Below are 20651 nucleotides of genomic sequence, written 5' to 3'. Positions count from 1 at the left end.
AAGGAGAGTGATGCCCCGTGAAGTGTCCGACCGACGACACCCTGCTCGTGATGAGTGAACGGTCCGGGATCGAGATCGACTACTGCCCGCAGTGCCGGGGAGTGTGGCTCGACCGCGGAGAGCTCGACAAGATCATCGACCGGGCCGCCGCCGAGTCCGCGCCCGCCGCGCCCGCCCCCGTGCCGCAGCAGCACGCCCAGCCGCAGGCGCCGCAGTACGCCGAGCCCCGATACACCGAGCCGCGCTACGACAGCCGGCCGCAGCAGGGGTACCAGCAGCCGTACCGCAAGAAGAAGAAGGAGCACTGGCTCAGCGAGCTCTTCGACTGAGCCCCTTCCCGCGAGTGGCGCAGAGTGGGTCCCGAGTGGCGCGAATTGGTGCGACACGCCGTCCCAAAAGCACCGATCTGCGCCACTCGCGGATTCAGGGGGCGGGGACGCGCGTGGGCTCGGGCTCCACGGTGCGCTCGCGCGGGGACGGTCGTCCTGACAGCGCGGTGATGAGCCGCCACCGGCCACGGTTGAGCGTGAGGGCGGCGTGCAGGAACCGTCGCTCGGCCCAGGCGAACCAGCCGGTGCGCCCGGTCCGGAACGCGAACTCGCGGTACCAGACCTCGCGCATGCTGTTCATCCAGCTGCGCGGGAGCTCGCGGTAGGGAGGCAGGCCCTCGAAGGCGCGCACCGCGAGCAGTCCCTGCACGGCGTCGGCCCACGTGTCGTCAGCGGTGTGGTGGAAGTAGTTGTCGTGCACCCACTGCGGGTCGGGCGTCCGGAACCGACCGGCCACGAGCTCCTCGGCGCCGGCCAGCACACCACTGCCCTCGAGCACGACGTTGATCTGCGCGGCGCCCACGCCGAAGTCGTCGATCGCGAGCACCGGCACCCCGGCGGCCACGGCCTCGAGCAGTGCCGTGGAGCTCACCGTGACGAACCCGCTGGCCTTCTCGAGGTGGCGCCGCATGGGGCCGTCCTCGACGAGGAGGTTCTCCGGTGCCCGCCCCTCCTCGCGCAACGTCGAGACGAGCTCCTCGTAGCCCACCTGCTCGTGGTGGGTCTGGGTCTCGCCCGCGCGCGCCCGGACCTTGACCACGACGTCGACGTCGGGGTGCTGCCGAGCGGTCTCGGCGAGCTTCTCCACGAGCCACTGCCGGTCGCGACGCGACGACGGCACGAGGGCCTGCGCCGCGAAGACGATGCGACGCCGTCCCCGCGGCTCGGGGCGGACCGCTCGCGCCGCGGCGAGGTAGGGCAGGGTCCCCAGCTCGAAGCGGATGGGGATGCCGACCCGGCGACTCACGCGCTGGGACTCGGCCAGCTCGTGGTGGCTGTGCGTCACGAAGACGTCGACGGAGCGCCGGAAGCCCAGGCCGTAGGGCAGCACCGGGATGGACACCCCGGCGATCCCGCTCACGAGGACGGGCCGTTGCGGCGTGTTGGCCACGAGCGAGAGCGTGGCCTGGACGGTGTAGCCCCGCGCCGCCGCGATCACGACGTCGGGTCGCCAGCCGTCGAGCAGCCGGCGCAGGTCGCCGAGGCCCACGACCGGCACGTCGGCCCCCACGAACCGTGTGCCGGCCACGGCGTCGGCCAGCTGACGTGGACTGGGCACGGCGTTGCCGGCCGCCACGACGATGCGCACGGACCAGGAGGCGGGCAGCTGCTCGGCGAGGGCCGCCCCGTACTTGACGTAGGAGTCCGAGTCGGCCACCACCAGCACGCGGGACGGCCCCGGCGCAGGCCGAGGCCCCGCCGAGGAGACGTCCTCGGCGGGGCCCGGCCCGTGCGGGGTCACCGACTCATGCACCGATCGGGTCGCTGTGCCGACGCAGGCGCGCCATGGGCTTGAGCTCGCCCGGCATGACGCGCTTGACGCCGTCGCCGAGGGCCTTCTCGAGCACCCGGATGTCGCGCACGAGGCTCATGAAGCCGTGCGGCTCCAGGCTGGCGGCCTGGTCCGAGCCCCACATCGTGCGGTCGAGCGTGATGTGGCGCTCCACGGTGACCGCGCCCAGGGCGACGGCCGCCAGCGAGATCTGCAGACCGCGCTCGTGGCCCGAGTAGCCGATGGGCACGCCGTAGCGCTCGGCCAGCACGGGGATCGTGCGCAGGTTGGCCTCCTCCGGCGGGAGCGGGTACGTCGAGGTGGCGTGCATGATGACGAGCTGCTCGGTGCCGAGGATCTCGACGGCCTTGTCCACCTGGTCCAGCGTGCTCATGCCGGTGGACAGGATGATCGGCTTGCCCGTGCGGGCCAGCTCGCGCAGGAGCTCGAGGTCGGTGACCGACGCCGAGGCGACCTTGTGCGTGGAGACGCCCATGTCCTCGAGGAACTGCACCGACGGCACGTCCCACGGGGAGGCGAACCAGTCGATGCCCTTCGTCGCGGCGTACGCGGCGATCTCGGTGTACTGCTCCTTCTCGAACTCCACGCGGTACCGGTAGTCGAGGTAGGTCATCTCGCCCCACGGCGTCTCGCGCAGCGTGTGCTTCATGTCCTCGGGCGTCGAGATGTGCGGCGTGCGCTTCTGGAACTTCACCGCCTGCGCGCCCGCGAGGGCCGCGACGTCGATGAGGCTCTTGGCCGTCTCGACGCTGCCGTTGTGGTTGATGCCGATCTCACCGATGACGTACGTCGGACGGTGGCGGCCGACGATCTCCTCGCCGATCTGAACCCATTCAGCCATGGTGCGGTCCTTCCTGGGACGCGGAGAGCACGCGATCTGCGAGCTCCCGTACCGCTCCGTCGCCACCGGGGCGGCGGAGCACGTGTCGGGCCACCACGCGGGCGGCCGGGTGGGCGTCGGCCGGGACGACCGGCCAGCCCACGCTCATGAGGCACTCGACGTCGTTCACGTCGTTGCCGAGGTACGCGATGTCGTGCAGCCCGACGCCGATCTCCTGCGCCCAGGCCCGCAGCGCGGTGATCTTGTCGTCGCAGCCGGTGATGGCCTGCACGCCGAGCTTGTCGGCACGGGCCGAGACCACGGGGTTCGTCTCCGTGGACAGCACGAGGACGGGTCGGCCGGCGCGCTTGAGCTGGGCCACGCCCATGCCGTCGGAGCGGCTCACGACCACCGACTCGACGCCGTGCTGGTCGAGCCGCACGCTGTCGTCGGTGTGGACGCCGTCGAAGTCGGTCACGACGGCGCGCGCCGGGATGGGCGATGCGGCCGGGTCGGAGGCCTCCGCCTCACGGCGCAGCAGGAGCTCCTCGGCCAGGCGCAGGTCGTGCTCGGTGTCGATCTCCAGGGCGTCGCGGACGTCGACCTCGACCATGCGGATCCGCCCGAAGAAGCGGTGGCCGTGCTCGAGGAAGCCGGAGGTGCGCATGACGTAGAACGCGCCGGTCTCGCAGAACTCGGCGTCGCGGTCCTGGCGTCGCAGGCGTCGCCCGACCTCGTGGTTCACGCCGACCGGCCCGTTCGGCCCGAGGCGCCAGAGGTGGTCGTGCGTGCGGGTGACGCTGAACGCCACGTCGCACTCGTCGTCCTGGACGAGGGCGACGGCGCGCTGCAGGTCCGCCGGATCGATGAACGGGCTCGTGGCCTGGACGAACACCACGACGTCGGGGACGGCCCCGCGCGACGCGAGCTGGCCCAGTGCGTGCTGCAGGGCCGACTCCGAGGAGGCGGTGTCGCCGGCCAGGCGCTCGGGGCGGTCGACGACCCAGGCCCCGGCCGAACGGGCGGCGTACGCGATCTCGGCGTCGTCGGTGGACACCACCACCTCGTCGATGCCCGCCACGCCGCGCACGCTGCGGACGGCGCGGGTCACGAGCGGCTCGCCCCCCAGGGGACGCAGGTTCTTGCGCGGCACGCCCTTGGACCCGCCGCGCGCCGGGATGATGGCGCACACGTCCATGGCCGGCAGGGGCGCGACGGGCGCCTCCTGCAGGTCCGTCTCGGTGGTCAGCAGCTCGGTGGTCATGGCGCCGAACGTAGGCACGGGTTCCGACCGCGAGGTGAACGCCGACGTTCGCGTCGGAGAACGTCACGCGGCTTCCCGGCGTGACCTGCGGCGATGTGGAAGGGGTCGGGATGACCGCTAGCCGGACCCCGGCGACGCCGGGGGAAAGCCTGGGCCAACAGTCGGTGAAGCCACGCCTCGTGGCTCGGGCGCGGCGCCCGGTCACGGTTAGCGTGCAGGGCGTGGACACCAGCACCGGAGACCCAGTGACCCGACCCGCCCGCGCGCCGCGCGCCCTGCTCGTGGCCGCGTTCGACTCACAGCTGAAGTGGGCCGCCCACCTCGGGTCCGAGCTCCGGGAGCGTGGGTTCGAGTGCCGCTACGTCGCCCCGCGTGAACGGGTGGCGCTGTCGAAGGACCAGGTCCGGGCGGCCGGCGCCGACCAGGTCGACCTCGTCTGGAAGGACGAGATCCTCGACCTGGCCCTGGACGTCGACGTCGTCGTCCTGGCCCTCGCCGGCCCGCAGGTCCGCCACTTCACCCTCGACCTGACGGAGCGCATGGCGGCCGAGCCACGCCAGGAGCCCGCGCCCGTGGTCGTGGCCGGGTGGGTGGGGGTCATCATCGAGAAGATCACTGCCGGCTACCTCGACCGCAGCGGCGCCGACGTCGTGGCGGTGAACGCCCGCCACGAGCTCGACCACTTCCGCGAGGTGGCCCGCCGGCTGGAGATCGACCCCGGCAACCTGCTGCTGTCCGGGCTACCCATCCTCTCCACCAGCCCGCGGCCGCAGCCCTCCGCGCCCGTGCGGACCGTGCTGTTCGCCGACCAGCCCACCGTCCCCGACACCGCCGCGGACCGGCTGTACGTGTACCGCCGCCTCGCCGCCTACGCCCGCCGGCACCCCGACCGACGCGTCCTGCTCAAGCCCCGCCACCGCCAGGGCGAGGACACCTTCCACCGCATGCACCACCACCCCGAGGAGCTGCTCTCCGGCGACGCCCTCCCGTCCAACTTCACCGTCGACTACCGCCCGGTCCCCCAGCTCCTCGGCGAGACCGACCTGCTCGTCACGATGTCGTCGACGGCGTGCCTCGAGGCGGTCGACCACGGGGTCCGGGTCGCCCTCGTCCTCGACCTCGGGGTCCACGAGCGCTACGGCAACCACGTCTTCCTCGACTCGGGCCTGCTCCGGACCTTCGACCAGCTGGAGGTCGACGACATCGGCACACCCTCCGCGGCGTGGGTGGACTCCTGGTTCGGCGGGCGTTCCGTGACGCCGGCCCAGGCCGTGGTGGACCGCGTCGAGAAGCTGCTCGCCACCGGTGAGCGACCCTCGCTCGCCGCCATGACGTCGCCCTACCAGCAGGGCGCGCTCGAGCTGCACCGCGCGCGGCTCAGCGGCGAGGTGCCCGAGCCGCCCGGTCCCTGGGCGCGCCGTCGGCGGCGCCACGGCCTCGTCAAGGGCACCGCGCTGCAGCTCGGGATCTGGCTCGTCCCGCCCGCCGCGCTCAAGCCGCTCAAGAAGTGGCGCAACCAGCGCCGCATCAAGAAGCTCTAGGGCTGGCCCGACCGGCAGACGGTCGCGAAGCGTCGGGCGTGAGGGTGCCTAGCTTCCCCCGCCGATGGCGGCGGGGCCGTCCTCGCGACGGATGTCGATGATGTGGCCCGTCTGCTGGGACAGCATGACGTCGAGCGAGCGACGGGCCACGACCGACGACTCCAGCAGCGTGCCCGCGGGCTCGTCGCCGAACGCCTTGGTGCGCATGGGCGTGCCGGTTCGCTCGGGGTTGACGCAGTTGACCCGCACCTCGCCCGACCACTCGTCGGCGAGGGCCTGCGTCAGGTTGACCACGGCGGCCTTGGCCGAGGAGTACAGCGAGTAGCCCTTGCGTCCCCGCGTGTACGACGACGACGTGAACAGCAGGAGCGAGCCCTGCGACTCCGCGAGATGGGGGTAGAACTCCTGCGCGATGAAGATGGGCGCGAGGTAGTTCACCTCCGTGGCGGCGTAGATGGTCTCCTCGGTCACGTCGGCGAGGTCACCGAGCGGCAGGATGCCCGCTGTGTTCACGACGAAGTCGATCGAGTCGCTCTTGGCCAGCACCGCGGCAGCGGCCGCGGCGACGTCCTCGCGGCGGTCCACGTGCGTGTTGGTGGAGGAGCGCGAGAACGTGAAGACCGTGGCGCCGAAGCTCTTGGCGAGGTCGGCGATGTCGCCGCCGATGCCGTAGGAGCCGCCGAAGACCACCATGGTCTTGCCGGCCAGCGCCGAGCGGTACTGCTCGTCGTCGAGCTGGTCGGGGGCGTCGGCCGAGGCCAGCTGGAAGAGCTTGTCGGCGATGTAGACGTCGATGGGCTCGGTGACCTTCATGTTGCGCTCGTGACCGGCCACAACGGCGATCGGCACGTCGGGCAGGTAGCGCAGCACGACGGTGCAGTCGTCGGTGGCGGTGAAGCCGGGGTCCTTCCAGGCCAGCTCGTAGGCGCGGCGGATGACGGAGGACCGGAAGGCCTGCGGCGTCTGGCCACGGCGCAGGAGGTGGCGGGGCAGGACGTCGGCGATGGCCTCGGTCTCCTCGTCGACCTGCACGACGGTGTCTGCCGAGGGGATGGCCGTGTCGACGGCCTCGTACTGGCTGAGCGCCGCCACGACGTCGTCGATGATGGTCTGCGAGACGAGCGGGCGCACGGCGTCGTGGAAGAGCACGTTGCACTCCTCCTCGCCGAGGGCCTCGAGCGCACGGCTCGTGGTCTCGTTGCGCGTGGCGCCGCCCTCGAGGATCTGGGTGACCTTGCTGTAGCCGCCGCCGTCGACCACGGCGCGCACGGGGTCCAGGTGGCCGGGCGTCATGAGGATGACGATCTCGTCGATCTGGTTCGAGGCCTGGAACGCGGCGATCGTGTGCTCGATGATGGTCTTGCCGGCAATCTTGATGAGCTGCTTGGGGATGGAGAGTCCCACCCGGGTGCCGGTTCCACCAGCGAGGATCACGGCCACGTTGCGCAGTTGAGTCACCCGTCGAGGGTACCGGTACGGCTTTGGTTCCCGGGGCACCCGGACCGTCCGGCAGTGTTCATCCGCCGTACGGCTGCGCGTCCCCCGTCCCACGTCCCTCCTGCCTAGCGTCAGGGAGGTGAGTCGCTCTGTCCGCTTCCTCGCCGTCACCGACTCGGACTCGTACGTCAAGTGGGCCGGCTCCCTGGCCGGTCGGCTGCCCTCCGGGTGGTCTGCACGGCTCGTGGTCCTGGAGGCCCAGGGCGCGCCCAGCGAGCGCCAGGTCACCGAGGCACTGACACGCACGCCGTTCTCCGTGGACGACGTGGAGCGGGTCGATGCGCGCTCGCTCCGTCGCCTGGTGGCGGAGTGGGCCCCCGACGTCCTCCTGCTCGCCACCCGGGCCCACGCCGTGCCCCACGTCGTCCGCTGGCTCGAGGGCCGACCGGACCGGCCGGTCGTCGTCACCGGCGTGGCCGGCATCGCTCTGCCGGTCCAGTGGTACGACGTGAACCTGCGCCGCGGCGCCGACCTCTTCGTCACGCACAGCCACCGCGAGGTCGAGGAGATCTCGGCGGTCGCGCGCCGCCACGAGGTCCGGCACCGCACCACCCTCGCGACCCTGCCGTTCCTCGCCCACGTCCGCGCGAGTGCTGCGACGGACGGCCGCCCGGCGCACGGGACCTCGGTGGTCTTCGCGCCGCAGTCACTGGTCCCGGCGGCCACCGAGGACCGGCGTCGGCTGCTCCAACGGCTCGCCGATGCGGCGCGCGCCCGCCCCGACCGCCGCGTCGTCGTGAAGCTCCGGGCCCAGGCCGGCGAGAGCGAGGCGCACCGCGGCGGCGCGAGCTACGTGGACCTCGCGCACGACCTCGACCTGCCCAGCAACCTGGTCTTCGCCGACGGTCCCATGGCCGAGCACCTCGAGGACGCCGCCGCGCTCGTCACCGTGAGCTCCTCCGCCGTGCTGGAGGCCATGGCCGCCGACGTCCCCGCGGTGATCCTCACCGACTTCGGGATCGACGACGCCCACATGAACTCCCTCTTCGTCGGGAGCCGGCTGCTGGGCACCACCGACGACGTCGTGGCCGGACGCTTCCACCGCGCAGACACCCGGTGGGCGGCGGACAACTACTTCCACGACGACGGCGACGACACGTGGGTCCAGGACGTGGAGGACCTGCTCGCCCGACGTGCGGCCGGGCTCCCCGAGCCCGCCCGGCTCCCCCGCACCCTCGGGAACCGCCTGCGCAGCCTGTACTACCGGCACGACGCGCTCCAGCCGTGGCGCGGCACACCCCTCGCACCCCTCGAGCGGCTCATGCTGTGGCTCGCCCACGTCGCGAACCGCAAGGTCCTCCACCTGCGTTGACGCCCGCTCGCTGAGCGGACCCGGTCAGGTGGACTGCTGGGACTTCCAGGTGCGGAAGGACTCCTCGGTGTCGCCGAGGCGCCAGTACGCCGAGACCGACAGGCCGTCGCGCGGCACGCCCTGCTCGTCCTTCACGTACGGGCGGACCGTGCGCAGCAGCGTGGACTCGCCGTGGACGAACGCGTGCACGACGCCGTCGGGCCAGTCCCAGGCCCGTACCGCGTCGTCGAGCAGGCTCGTGCTGCCGGGCTCGGCGTCACCCCGGTGCAGCCACAGGACCTCGACGTCGCCTGCCGTGGCGACGGGCTGCTCCTCGGAGCCTTCGGCCACCTCGACGAACGCCGTGGCGGCCGCACCGGAGGGCAGCGACTCGATGGCCGCCAGGATGGCCGGCAGTGCTGCCTCGTCGCCCACCAGGAGGTGATGGTCGGCGGCCGGGTCCGGGCTGTACGCCCCACCGGGGCCGCGCAGGTGGATGGTGTCCCCGGGCTGGGCCTGGGCCGCCCAAGGCCCTGCCACGCCGGCGTCGCCGTGCACCACGAAGTCGATCCAGACCTCGCGCGCCTCGAGGTCGATGCGCCTGATCGTGTAGGTCCGCAGGATGGGCCACGCCTCGGGAGGCATGGTCTCGCGCACCTCGTCGAGGTCGAGGGGGTCGGGGTACTCGAACCCCGAGGCCAGGAACACGAGCTTCACGTACGAGTCGGTGTGGCGGTTCCAGCCGGCCACGAGCTGGTCGAACCCGGCGGCCTCGGGGCCGTCGCCCAGGACGAGCCTGCGCATGTGGGGCGTGACGTCGGACGCACGCAGGACGGTCAGACGGGCAGGACGCTGCTTCGACACGTCGGTAGCCTAGCCACGTGACCCAGAATGACGCCGCTCCCGCCATCGACATCCGCCAGCTCGACCCGCAGGTCCGGGCCCAGGACGACCTCTTCCGGCACGTCAACGGGCCGTGGCTCAGCACCGCCGCGATCGCGCCCGACCGCGCCACCGCCGGGGCGTTCGTGCACCTCGTCGACGAGTCCGAGCTGGCCGTCCGCGAGATCGTGGAGCAGGCCCGCGACGGTGCCATCGAGGGCGACGACGCCCGCCGCATCGGCGACCTCTACCGCAGCTTCATGGACACCGAGCGCGTCGAGGCCCTCGGTGCCACGCCGCTCGAGCCCGAGCTCGCGGCCGTCGACGCGGTCACCGACGTCGCGAGCCTCGTGAGGACGCTGGGCAGCCTCGAGCGCTCCGGCGTGGGAAGCCTCCTCGGTCTCTACATCGCGCCCGACCGCGGCCATCCCGACCGCTACGTCACGCACGTCGTGCAGAGCGGCATCGGCCTGCCCGACGAGTCGTACTACACGGGCGACGACTTCGCGCCCGTCCGGGCGGCCTACGTCGACCACGTCGAGACCGTCCTGGGTCTCGCCGGGCTCGACGACGCCCGCAGCCGGGCCGAGCGGGTCCTCGACCTCGAGACCCGCATCGCCGAGCACCACTGGGACCGCGTGGCGTGCCGCGACGCGCAGAAGACCTACAACCTGGTGGACCGCGCCGGCCTGCAGGCCCTGCTGCCGGCGCTCGACCTCGACGTCTGGTCGGCTGCGGCCGGGATCCCCGACGCCGTCCTGGCCGAGGCCGTCGTGGCCCAGCCGTCGTTCGTCGAGGGCCTCCAGGGTCTCCTCGTCGACGCCGAGATCGAGGCCTGGAAGGACTGGCTCCGCTGGCAGGTCGTCCACGCCGCCGCCGCCTACCTCTCCACCCCGTTCGTGGAGGCCAACTTCGCCTTCTACGGCAAGACCCTGAGCGGCACCGACGAGCTCCGGCCCCGCTGGAAGCGCGGGGTCGGGTTCGTGGAGGGTGCCGTCGGTGAGGCTGTCGGCCGCCTCTACGTGGAGCGCCACTACCCGCCGGCGTCCAAGGCGCGCATGGAGACGCTCATCGACGCCCTGATCGAGGCCTACCGCCGCAGCATCGCCGAGCTGCCCTGGATGAGTGAGGCCACCAAGGCGGAGGCCCACGCCAAGCTCGAGGCCTTCACCCCCAAGATCGGTCACCCCGACGCCTTCAAGGACTACTCCGCGCTCGAGACCGACCCCACCGACCTGCTGGGCAACGCACGACGTGCTCTCGCGGTGGCCATGGACCGTGAGCTGGCCAAGATCGGCAGCCCCATCGACCGCGACGAGTGGTACATGACGCCCCAGACGGTCAACGCCTACTACAACCCCACGATGAACGAGATCGTCTTCCCGGCGGCCATCCTGCAGCCGCCCTTCTTCCACGCCGAGGCCGACGACGCCGTCAACTTCGGGGCCATCGGCGCCGTGATCGGCCACGAGATCGGCCACGGCTTCGACGACCAGGGGTCGCACTACGACGGCACCGGCGCCCTGCGCAACTGGTGGACCGACGACGACCGCGCTGCGTTCGACGCCCTCGCCCAGGACCTCGTCGGCCAGTACGACGCCCTCTCGCCCGAGGGCGCCGACGGCCAGACCGTCAACGGCTCCCTCACGATCGGCGAGAACATCGGCGACCTCGGTGGTCTGGGCATCGCGTTCCGGGCCTTCCGCATCGCCACCGAGGGCACGGAGCAGCCCACGATCGACGGGCTCACCCCCGACCAGCGGTTCTTCATGTCGTGGGCGCAGGCCTGGCAGTCCAAGGTGCGTCCTGCCGAGACGGTCCGCCGCCTCACCGTCGACCCGCACTCCCCCGCCGAGTTCCGCTGCAACCAGGTCGTCCGCAACATCGATGCCTTCTACGAGGCCTTCGGCGTCACCGAGGACGACGCCCTGTGGCTCGACCCGGCGCAGCGCGTCACCATCTGGGCGTCATGACCGACGCCCTGCGGGAGGGGGTGTTCCCGCAAGCACGCACGGTTCGGACGCTCGTGGGCCTGCAGGTCGTCGGCGGCATCGGCAACGGCGCCGGGCTGAGCGTGGGGGCCCTGCTCGTGAAGGACGTCTCGGGCTCCACGGGGTGGGCCGGGACCGCGACCGTCATGCTGACGCTCGGCGCGGCCCTCGTCACCATCCCGCTCGCGTCGTTCGCCGTGCGGGCGGGCCGTCGTCCGGCCCTGGCCACCGGGTGGTTGCTGGGTGCCGCCGGAGCCGCGGTCGTGGTCCTGGGCGCCGAGCTCGAGTCGCTCCCCGTCGTCCTGCTCGGGCTGCTGCTCTTCGGTGCCAGCACGGCCGCCAACCTCCAGTCGAGGTTCGCGGCCGTCGACCGCGCCGAGCCGTCGCGCACCGGCCGTGACCTCGCCCTCGTCACCTGGGCCACCACGGTCGGCGCCGTGGCCGGGCCCAACCTCACCGGACCGGCCGCCCATCTCGCCCGCGCCGTGCACGTGCCCGACCTCGCCGGCCCCGTCCTCGTCTCCGCTGCGGCCTTCGCCCTCGCCGGTCTCGGCAACCTGCTGTTCCTGCGTCCCGACCCGCTCGTGCGCTCCGACGCCGTCGACACCGACCACGTCCGCCCCGGGCTTCGCGACGCGTGGTCCCACGTCCACGGACCGGTCCGCACCGCCGTGGTGACCATCGCGGCGTCCCACGCCGTGATGGTGGGCGTCATGTCCCTCACGCCCGTGCACATGCAGGACCACGGAGCGGGCCTCGAGCTCATCGGCCTGACCATCAGCCTGCACATCGCCGGGATGTACGCCCTGTCCCCCGTGTTCGGCTGGCTCGCCGACACGTGGGGACCGCACCGCACGATCCTCGTCGGGCAGTGCCTGCTGCTGCTGGCCGTGCTCGTGGCCGGGACGTCAGGTCACTCGGAGGTCCAGATCACCGCGGGGCTCGTGCTTCTCGGGCTCGGCTGGTCCGCCTCCGTCATCGCGGGCGGCGCGCTGGTCTCCACGTCGCTCGACCGTGAGGTGCGGCCTCGCGTCCAGGGAGTCACGGACCTCACCATGAACCTCGCCGGTGCCGGCGGTGGACTGCTGGCCGGGCTCGTCATGTCGTGGAACGGCTTCGGCACGCTCAACGCGAGCGCAGCGATCCTCACGGTCCCGGTCCTGGTGCTCGTGCTGTCCGGGCGCCGGGCCGCAACAGGGATCAGCGCCGGAAGATCGTGACCCGGACGAAGTCCGTCACGGCGAACCAGGCGTCAGCCACCCGGTCGACGACGGGGTACCAGCGGTCGAGGAACCAGTCGGTGACCGGGAACATCCGGTCAGCGACGCGCTCGCCCCGATCCTCCCACCAGTCGTCGTCGATGAAGACGACGGTGACGGCCACGAACGCCAAAGCCGACCAGGGCGCTGCGAGCACCACGGCGAAGAGCAGGTTCACGACGATGGCGGACCACGCTGCCAGCTGACGGGTGAACCGGCTCAGCAGCAGCGGGGCGAAGAACAGCTGCACGACGAGGACCAACCAGGTCACGAGTGCCAGCACGACCGAGCTGGACGTGAGGACGTCGGACAGACCGGGGAACGGACGGTTCTCGGGAAGCCTCAGCGTCGTGTACAGAGCGGTCCCACGCTGCCAGCCGCTGTCGGCCACCTTGTCGAGGCCCGCCGCCAGGTAGACGAGGACCGTCTGGATGGACAGCCCGACCAGCCCCACGTTGTGCAGGCCGGTGCGGAGCCAGTCCGGCACGGCGGCCTCGCGGTCGGGCCGCGGCCTGGACGCGTCGACGGCCCACACCTCCGACGTCCGCATGAGCAGCAGCCAGAGCAGGCCGAGCCGGACGATGTTGTCGGCCGCGCCCTCCAGGACTGGGTTCTGCGCCGTGATGGCGATGAAGCCCACCACGGTGACGCCGTTGGCCGCCTTGGCGTGCCAGCCGATCATGAAGGCGAACGCCGCCAGCATCACGACGACGTAGACGAGCGAGAGCAGGTCGCCGCTCACGCCGTCGAGGATGGCGACCTCGGGGAAGCGGCTCAGGCTGCGGGCGGGGTCGGCCCACACCGAGGCGTCGCCGGCCCAGGTCTGGCGGGTCGAGAAGTTGGTGACCAGCAGCCCCAGGATCGAGAGACCGAGCAGGATGCGGGTCATCGCGACGGCGTGGAGAGCCCGCCGTTCGGTCACGAGCCAGCGCTCCGCGCCGTGCACGAGCCCTCGGACGGTGTCGCTCACGCGATGCCAGAGTTTCACGAGACGCTCCCGTTGGTGTAGGCGGCGAAGGACTTGCGTGCGTCCTCGGACCCTCGGTACAGACGGCGCCAGCCGGTGGAGAACCACTGGAAGTCGAGATCGGTCACCCGGGCACCCTTGCCTGCCGAGCGCTCGGGGGCCGTGCGCCGGCCGGACCGGATCTGGATGGCCTCGATGGGCCGGTCGTAGACGGACTGCGCGTACAGCGAGGTGTAGCGCAACGTCATCGTCTCGACGACGCCATAGGTGCGCAGGGCCTTGGAGTCGATGTCGACGGCCTGGAGCACGGCGGTCACGAGGTCGGGGCTCCGTTCCACGAAGTCGGCCTCCACCTGGTCGCGTCCTGACTTGCCGATGTTGAACATCACCTGGTTGAGGTTGGTGGCGAGCCGCCGGGCGGCGTCATGCATCCGAGCCGGGTTCACGTCGCGCCGCAGCGCCCGGTTCTCGACCCGGGTGATGTCGAACCACGGGGTGGTGACCGGCTTCTTCTCACCGGTGTCGAGCTGGACCCGGATCTGCAGCGCCTCGTCGACCTGCTGCTCGTTGGGCTCCAGCCGATCCCACGACTGCTCGAAGTACGGGTCGACGTAGGACGAGAGAAGACCTGAGCCGGCTGCGGAACGCACCGGGCCGGACGGCAGGAGGAACAGCCCGATCACGACGGAGTGGACCACCGCGAGGACGGCGAGGAGAAGCACGAAACCTGCTCTCCAACCGCCTGGCTGCACCGGCTCTCCCTCCGCTGACATGCTCCCCATCCTAGGGTCGGACCACGGTGTTCCCGGTCAGGACAGACCACTGCCCGGCGACCATCTGGTGGTCACCGGGCAGCGGACTCAGTGCGTGGTTCAGATGCGACGACGCTCGTTGACGAGCACCGCTCCACCGAAGGCGACGAGGGCCAGGCCCAGCAGCCAGAACGGCAGGAGGTTGGCGCTCGCACCCGTGTTGGGCAGCGAGGTGGTCACGTCGGCGTCAGCAGCGCTGTCGGCGTCGGCCGCAGCGTCGGCGTCGGCGTCGGCGTCGGCGTCGGCCACCGCGTCGGCGTCGGCGTCAGCATCGACGTCCACATCGGCATCGACGTCCACGTCGGCATCGACGTCGACGTCGGCCTGCGTGTCGTTGTCGTCAGCCGTGACGGCCAGGGCGTTCGGGCCGCAGCTCGAGCGGGCCAGGTCGGCCGTGGCGGTTCCGCTCAGCACGTCGAGGCTGAGGGCGGTGACCTCGATGGACTGGCCGTCGTCGCCGACGACCTGCTTGTTGACCGTGCCGGTGACGACGGGCTTCAGGGCCTCACCCAGCGGGTTCAGCAGCGCGGCCTCGACCTGGTCGAGGATCGGGTTGAGGAGCTGGTCCTTGATCGTGGGGACGATCGCGGCCAGCGGGCCGAGGACGCCGTTGAGGCTCGTGTTCAGCGAGTCCTCGAGGCCGTCGAGCACGCCGTTGACCAGGTCCTGGACCGAGGGGCCGACGAGGGCCGAGTTCGGGGCCTTGGCGCCGAGGTTGAACGGCAGGACGACGTCGTTGCCGCCCGGGAGGGTGACGACGATGTCGATGCCGGCGATGTCCGAGGAGCCGGTGGCGTCCTCGCCCGCGACGGCGGAGCACTGGCTGTTGACGGCCTTGATGTCGAGGCTGACGTCAAGGACGCCCGTGAGCTGGCTGAGGATCGGCGTGAGCACGGCCGACTGGACGGCCGACAGGATCGGCGTCAGCGCGGCGTCGAAGAGGGCGCCGGTGATCGGGTCGAGGCCGTCGATGATGCCGTCGAGGATCGTGCCGGTGTTGACGGCGTCGGGCGCGATGTCCGCACCGATGGTGCCGAGGTCGATCGTCGTGAGCGACGGGGTGTCGATCGGGGCGACGCTGGAGTTGGCGGTGGACGTGCCCTTGTCGCCGTCGAGGTCGGTCGAGGCGTTCTGCGAGAAGGCGCTCACGCCCTGCGTGCTGAGGCCGTCACCACAGAGGCCCTCGCCCTCAGCGGGTGCGCCCTCTCCGGTGGACTCCGCAGCGCACTCCTGGGTGTCGACGATGCCGGTGAGGCCCGTGGCCGTCACCGCGCTCGCGTTGGACTGGGCGACCACGGCGTCGGCGCCGTTGGCGGAGAACGACACTGCGGCCGTCACCAGCAACGTGGCGAGGCCCACGGCCAGGGTGTTCCTACCGAACTTCTTCACAAGAAAACTCCAAGATCATGTATGGCGCGAGTGAACCCGAGTCACTTCACTCACGGTCGCGTACACGCGTCACCCACCACGGACGGAGGTGGGAGCGATCCACATCTTAATCAGATCTCAGGCGCCCTGGCGAACTACTCCCACACTTGGTCGTGTGAGCAAGCCCACTCCTGCGTCACGTCGCGGCGTGCTCGACCTCGCGCTCAGCGCTGCGATGCAGGCGTTTCCGGGCCTCGGACCCGAGCCTGCGCCACGTCTGGTCGCTGATGAGCATCATGTCGACGGCGATCATGACGAGCGAGAAGTACATGATCCCCATCAGGATCCCGATGCCCAGGTGCATCCCCGTGACCAGGACGAGGGCGAGGGCCCGGGTGGGCCGGTACAGCAGCGCCACCGGGAAGAGGAGCTGGATGTAGATGGCCGACCAGGTGGCCAGGTGCATGATCGGCGCCGAGCTCGTGAGCGGGTGGATCAGGTCGACCCAGGGCGAGTAGGCCTGGGTCTGCAACGGGTAGTAGGTGGCCGTGCCGTCGCGCCACAGCGGGCTCTGCACCTTCCAGAACGCGGAGCCCACGTAGACGGTGATGACCTGCTGCACGATCAGGACCACGGCCACGTTGTGCAGCGCGACGGTGAGCCAGGACGGGAACCAGGCGCGCACCTCACCCCGACGGGCGCGCAGCAGGGCGTCGATGGAGACGTGCCGGCTCATGTCGGTGAAGCAGGCGTAGAGCAGCACCATGCGAAGGATCGCGTCGCCGCCCGAGCCGACGAAGGGGTTGGAGACGTAGAGGGACATCCACAGCAGCAGGGTGATCGCGGCCGCGCCGCGGGTCCACAGGCCCACCATCAGCATGAGCGAGAAGACGATCGTGGCGACGTAGAGCAGGTCGAAGAGCGTCCCACGCGACTCGAGGAAGACCCCGAAGAGACCCGGCCAGCCCTTGGTCTCGCGGATGGGCTCGGTCCACCGCGCGCCGTCGCCCCACGTGTAGGACCGGTCGGACCAGTTGAGCATGAGCTGGGTGGAGACGATGAAGCCCAGGACGATCCGGGTCACGGCGAGTCCCCGGGTGGCGTGGGGACGGTCGGTGAGCCAGCCGCCGGCGAGGTCGAGCCCGCGGCGGATCATCGGTCGCTCCGGTGTCGACGGTCGAAGTCGGCGACGGCCTTCCGCTCGGCGTCGCCGCCGGGCAGCGGGGCTCGCCAGCCGTTGATCCTCTGGTCGGCGAGGGGGCGGGCGGCCTCGCGCTCGGCCTTGGTCCCGCCGCGGGCCGCGTAGGGCGCGACCCCCTGGCTCCTCAACGCGTAGCGCACCGCCACGATCTCGGACCGCGGGTGGCGACTCATCATGACGTCGGTGGCGAGCCGAGTGGCAGCACGGTCGTAGACCAGGTAGAGGCGCGCCACGCTCCGAGCGGCCGCGTTGCCCTGGCCGAGGTCCGCCGCCAGCGTCCTCCACGACGGGACGGCAGCCGGGTCCCCGACGTCGGCGACCTTCCGCTGGACGGTGGCGAGCGCGCCGTACCGGGTCCCGAGGGACGAGTAGGCCTTGTTGGTGACGTAGCCGGCGCGGTTGCCGATGAGACGGTGGTGGACGAGGTCGAGCTCGACGTCGGTCCAGTCGACCCACGAGGTGGTGACGACTCCGTCGTCCTGGCGGATGGCGGCCTGGAAGCGGATGGTCCGGTCCGACGACACCGGGTTCGGCGCGAACAGCCGCCAGTTCTGGGTGAAGTAGGGGTTCAGGTAGCCCAGCACGGGGCGGACGGCGTCGGAGTACCGGTTGGGCGGGAGCGCAGCCGCTGAGACCGCCACGACGTGGAAACCGGCCACGAGCACGAGGAGTGCGACGACGACACCTCTCGCCGAGAGGCGTCGACGCGTCGCAGCCTGCTCTGGAACCTCGTTCTCTTCCGGCACGGAGTCACCGTAGCCCCCGGTCCCGCCGACCGGGGCGCCGTCACGCCGAGGAGTCCTGCACGGACCTGCCGCGCCCCCGCAGCCGGTCGACCAGGGGGTCGGTCAGGTCGAACCACAGATAGCTCAGACCCTCTCCCCGGGCCGAGAGCCAGCGCGCGAGGGCGAGGTACGTGGCCGTGGACACGAAGATCGCATCGAAGGCGATCATCTCGAGCGCGAACCACGGAAGCGCCATGACCACGGCGATGGACAGGTGGAACCCGATGATCACCAGGTACACGGCGCGGAAGAAGATCTTGGGCGCGGCGAGACCGTGGCGACGCGTGACGAGGTGGAGGAACAGCGCCACGGGGAAGATGAGCTGCGCGAACACCGTGAGGTAGGTGGCGATGTTGACCACGATGCCGGAGTAGACGAGCAGGTCGGTCAGGGCCGGGAAGGGCCGGTACTCCTGGAGCTGCAGCGGGTAGTAGATGCCGGTGCCGTGCTGCCACAGCGGCCCCTGGGTCTTGAACATGCCGGCCGAGAAGTAGATGAGCACGAGCTGGAAGCCGAGCATCAGGTAGCCGAGGTTGTGCACGGAGTTGGCCAGCCAGCGGGGGACGACCGGCTGGGATCGCCACAGGTTCGTGGCCCGGGCGCGAAGCCGGTCACCCGTGGACTCGAGGTCCGTCAGCGGGATCGCCGTCAGGCGAGCGCGCCGGCGGGCGTCGAGCGACCACACCTCGGTGACGTTCATGAGCATGAGCAGCATCAGGCCCACGCGCAGGATGTTGTCGCCCTGGTCGCCCAGGACCGGGATGCGCTCGATGATGGCCACGTTGCCCACGAGCATCAAGGGGCCCGTGATCTTGGCACGCCAGCCCAGCGTCCAACCGACGGCGAGCAGGATGACGAGGCAGTAGAAGCACAGGAACGCTGTGCTGCCGAGCGGCGCCGTGAGCTGCGGCGGCCAGTACAGCGCCACGTCCTGCATGGGCTTGTTCCAGACCGAGGCCGGACCGAAGAGCAGGTTGCGCTGCCGGAAGTTCGTGATGAGGATGCCGAGCACCGCCCCGCCGGAGAGCGCCCGGGCGACGGCTGCGCCGTGCAGACCGTGCTGGTCGGTGACGAGCCACCGCTCGGCGGCACCCATGATGCGCTCCAGGCCGGCCAGGAGGCTCCCCGCCAGGCCCAGGGGGTGTCCGTTCGAACGCGTGCTCATCAGTCGTCCGCCTTCTTCGTGTCGTCGCTCTTCGTGTCGGTGGACGACGTCGCCTTGCGCAGCTGTCCGTCCGGGGCTCGCTCGACGTAGGCCTCGAAGGCCTCCTGCGCGTCGTCGGAGGCACCGATGACCTTGCGCCAGCCGAAGGCGTAGTAGGTGAAGGGGACGTCGAGGAACTTCTCGTCGTGACGCACGTTGAAGTTGGGGACCGAGCGGTGCCCCACGGCGTACTGCACCATCGTGACGTCGCGGCCCCACCTCGCCCGGGCATACATCGAGAGGAAGCGCGTGAGCATCTCCTGGTGCGTGCCGAAGGCGGTGATGTTGGCTGCGCCGGCCGGACCGGAGCGGTTGAGCTTCTGCAGCCGCCCGATGAGCACGTCGGGACCCGAGGTCACGTAGCCGCCGCGGACGAGCAGCTTCTGCTGCGTCGAGAACTTGGCCATGGCCGCGTTGATGTTCCCGCCCAGACGACGGGTCGCCGTGTGGATGCGCGAGGGGTTCACGAGGTACTTGATGCGCGCGTCCTCGTCGGCCGTCACGTCGAACCAGGGGCTGACCTTGCCGCGGTCGAGCTTCTTGATGTCGCCCACGTAGGCGCGGACCACCACGTTCTCCCCGCCACGGCGCGGCGTGGGGGCGAACACCGACCACGACTGCTCGAAGTAGGGCGTGACGTAGTCGGCGAGCCGTTGGGCGCCGACGGCTTGACGCGTCGGGTTGTCCGGCATGACCCAGACCATGATGAGAAGTGAGTGGATGAGGGCGATCGAGGCCAGCAGGAAGACGAAGGCACGCCGGCTGGGGCGTGGGGGCTTCGTCAGGTGCCGGCTCGCGCCTGCCTCAGGTTCAGTGTTCATCGGTTCCTCCCGGGACCGGGCACCCACGGGCCGGGGAAGCACGTCCCCCGGCCCGTGTGGCGGCGACCCGTCCGTCGCCGCCGCGGTTGCCTCAAGCCCTGCGACGTCGGCGCTCGGAGGAGGCGATCAGCGCGCCACCGGCGGCGATCAGGCCCCCGGCCGCGTACAGCAGTCCAATGTTCTCGCCACCGGTGTCGGGCAGCTGCCCGTCGCCGGAGACGATGCAGTCATCGGTCGCCGTCCTGAGCTGCTGAGCGCTCAGGACGCCGGCGATTCCTGTGGTCGACGCACCCGTGATCCCGGTGGTGAGGACGCCGTCGAGCGCCCCTTCCGTGGCCACGGCGTCGAGGTCCGTGTCTCCCAGGATCGCGTTGGTGGACGCCACCGCGTCGACGTCGAGGCTCAGGACGAGCCCGCCGTCGGTGTCGGTGCTGGTCACTGCGTCGAGGTCGGTGTCGGTGAGGACCGAGTTGTCGTTGGCGATCGCCTCGATGTCGACGCCGATGGCCGCCAGGAGGCTGCCGTCGGTGCTGGTGCTGGTGACCGCGTCGAGGTCGGTGCTGGTGAGCGCCGTGTTGACGGCGGCCACGGCGTCGAGGTCGAGGTTGGCCGTCAGGAGCGAGCCGTCGCTGTTGACGCCCGACGTGGAGGTGACCGCGTTGAGGTCGGTGTCCGTGAGCGCCGAGTTGGTGGAGGCGACCGCGTCGACGTCGGTGTTGCCCAGCACGAGCGTGCCGTCGGTGGTGGTGGAGGTGACCGCGTTGAGGTCGGTGTCCGTCAGCGCCGAGTTGGTGGAGGCCACGGCGTCGACGTCGAGGTTGGCCGCGAGCAGCGTTCCGTCCTCGTTGGTGGAGGTGACCGCATTCAGATCGGTGTCGGTGAGCGCGGTGTTCTCGCTCGCGACAGCATCGACGTCGGTCGCCGTCAGCAACGTGCCGTCCGTCGTGGTCGCGGTGACCGCGTCGAGGTCGGTGTCGGTGAGCGCCGAGTTCTGGCTGGCCACGGCATCGATGTCGGTGCCGGTCAGCAGGGTGCCGTCGGCCGTCTGCGAGGTGACGGCGTCGAGGTCGGTGTCCGTCAGCGCCGAGTTCTGGCTGGCCACCGCG

Annotated in this window: 18 protein-coding genes; 5 read left to right on the top strand and 13 right to left on the bottom strand. The window is 71.0% G+C overall.

Annotation, left to right across the window (positions count from 1 at the left end; genetic code table 11):
* Positions 1–17 precede the first annotated feature (17 nt).
* Complete coding sequence (locus ASD11_RS03840; protein ID WP_056283500.1) at positions 18–329, top strand: TFIIB-type zinc ribbon-containing protein; 312 nt, start codon at positions 18–20, stop codon at positions 327–329.
* Positions 330–423: 94 nt separating this feature from the next.
* Here the strand turns inward: ASD11_RS03840 and ASD11_RS03835 are convergent, their stop codons facing one another.
* Genes ASD11_RS03835 through ASD11_RS03825 form a run of 3 tightly spaced genes read right to left on the bottom strand, consistent with a single transcriptional unit; the run spans position 424 to position 3926 of the window.
* Positions 424–1791, bottom strand: a complete 1368-nt coding sequence (locus ASD11_RS03835; protein ID WP_156464570.1) for a glycosyltransferase — start codon at positions 1789–1791, stop codon at positions 424–426.
* 4 nt (positions 1792–1795) lie between these two features.
* On the bottom strand, positions 1796–2683 hold the full coding sequence (locus ASD11_RS03830) for an N-acetylneuraminate synthase family protein (protein WP_056283495.1): 888 nt from the start codon (positions 2681–2683) through the stop codon (positions 1796–1798).
* Entirely contained in the window at positions 2676–3926 is a 1251-nt protein-coding gene (locus ASD11_RS03825) for an acylneuraminate cytidylyltransferase (RefSeq protein WP_200940076.1), read from the bottom strand. Before ASD11_RS03825 ends, ASD11_RS03830 begins: the two co-directional genes overlap by 8 nt.
* Before the next feature lie 221 nt (positions 3927–4147).
* Here ASD11_RS03825 and ASD11_RS03820 point away from each other — a divergent pair, with 221 nt between their 5' ends.
* Positions 4148–5467, top strand: a complete 1320-nt coding sequence (locus tag ASD11_RS03820) for a DUF6716 putative glycosyltransferase (protein ID WP_200940075.1) — start codon at positions 4148–4150, stop codon at positions 5465–5467.
* Between the two features lie 48 nt (positions 5468–5515).
* On the opposite strand, the gene ASD11_RS03815 is transcribed toward ASD11_RS03820, so the two are convergent.
* A complete protein-coding gene (locus ASD11_RS03815; RefSeq protein ID WP_200940073.1) occupies positions 5516–6925 on the bottom strand; it encodes a bifunctional cytidylyltransferase/SDR family oxidoreductase in 1410 nt (469 codons plus the stop codon).
* 118 nt (positions 6926–7043) lie between these two features.
* Between ASD11_RS03815 and ASD11_RS03810 the strand changes: the two genes are divergently transcribed.
* Positions 7044–8276 carry a DUF6716 putative glycosyltransferase gene (locus ASD11_RS03810; protein ID WP_056283488.1) on the top strand — a complete coding sequence of 411 codons (1233 nt, stop codon included), beginning with the start codon at positions 7044–7046 and terminating at the stop codon, positions 8274–8276.
* Positions 8277–8300: 24 nt separating this feature from the next.
* Here ASD11_RS03810 and ASD11_RS03805 read toward each other — a convergent pair whose 3' ends face one another.
* Positions 8301–9119 (bottom strand): siderophore-interacting protein, encoded by an 819-nt coding sequence (locus ASD11_RS03805; RefSeq protein WP_056283485.1) that lies wholly within the window; start codon positions 9117–9119, stop codon positions 8301–8303.
* 17 nt (positions 9120–9136) lie between these two features.
* Between ASD11_RS03805 and ASD11_RS03800 the strand changes: the two genes are divergently transcribed.
* Positions 9137–11110, top strand: coding sequence for a M13 family metallopeptidase (locus tag ASD11_RS03800; protein WP_056283481.1), 1974 nt, complete (start codon positions 9137–9139; stop codon positions 11108–11110).
* Positions 11107–12348: an MFS transporter gene (locus ASD11_RS03795; RefSeq protein WP_056288333.1), complete on the top strand. Its 1242-nt coding sequence runs from the start codon at positions 11107–11109 to the stop codon at positions 12346–12348. The genes ASD11_RS03800 and ASD11_RS03795 overlap by 4 nt, the downstream gene beginning before the upstream one ends.
* On the opposite strand, the gene ASD11_RS03790 is transcribed toward ASD11_RS03795, so the two are convergent.
* The 8 genes from ASD11_RS03790 to ASD11_RS03755 form a co-directional block, all read right to left on the bottom strand.
* On the bottom strand, positions 12329–13357 hold the full coding sequence (locus ASD11_RS03790) for an HTTM domain-containing protein (RefSeq protein ID WP_056283478.1): 1029 nt from the start codon (positions 13355–13357) through the stop codon (positions 12329–12331). The genes ASD11_RS03795 and ASD11_RS03790 overlap by 20 nt on opposite strands.
* 14 nt (positions 13358–13371) lie before the next feature.
* Complete coding sequence (locus tag ASD11_RS03785) at positions 13372–14076, bottom strand: DUF5819 family protein (protein ID WP_056283475.1); 705 nt, start codon at positions 14074–14076, stop codon at positions 13372–13374.
* Between the two features lie 150 nt (positions 14077–14226).
* Entirely contained in the window at positions 14227–15555 is a 1329-nt protein-coding gene (locus ASD11_RS03780) for a hypothetical protein (RefSeq protein WP_056283473.1), read from the bottom strand.
* Positions 15556–15730: 175 nt separating this feature from the next.
* Positions 15731–16690, bottom strand: a complete 960-nt coding sequence (locus tag ASD11_RS03775) for an HTTM domain-containing protein (protein ID WP_056283470.1) — start codon at positions 16688–16690, stop codon at positions 15731–15733.
* The gene (locus tag ASD11_RS03770; protein WP_156464567.1) at positions 16687–17481 is read right to left on the bottom strand and encodes a DUF5819 family protein; all 795 of its coding nucleotides are present in this window, start codon (positions 17479–17481) and stop codon (positions 16687–16689) included. Before ASD11_RS03770 ends, ASD11_RS03775 begins: the two co-directional genes overlap by 4 nt.
* A 40-nt stretch (positions 17482–17521) precedes the next feature.
* On the bottom strand, positions 17522–18685 hold the full coding sequence (locus ASD11_RS03765; protein WP_056283464.1) for a hypothetical protein: 1164 nt from the start codon (positions 18683–18685) through the stop codon (positions 17522–17524).
* The gene (locus ASD11_RS03760) at positions 18685–19545 is read right to left on the bottom strand and encodes a DUF5819 family protein (RefSeq protein ID WP_056283462.1); all 861 of its coding nucleotides are present in this window, start codon (positions 19543–19545) and stop codon (positions 18685–18687) included. Before ASD11_RS03760 ends, ASD11_RS03765 begins: the two co-directional genes overlap by 1 nt.
* 91 nt (positions 19546–19636) lie before the next feature.
* On the bottom strand, positions 19637–20651 hold a 1015-nt coding region (locus tag ASD11_RS03755), incomplete at its 5' end, for an LPXTG cell wall anchor domain-containing protein (protein ID WP_162246456.1).

It is taken from the genome of Aeromicrobium sp. Root495 (assembly GCF_001426755.1).
Taxonomy (GTDB): Bacteria; Actinomycetota; Actinomycetes; order Propionibacteriales; family Nocardioidaceae; genus Aeromicrobium.
This window is presented reverse-complemented; position numbering and strand designations above follow the sequence as displayed.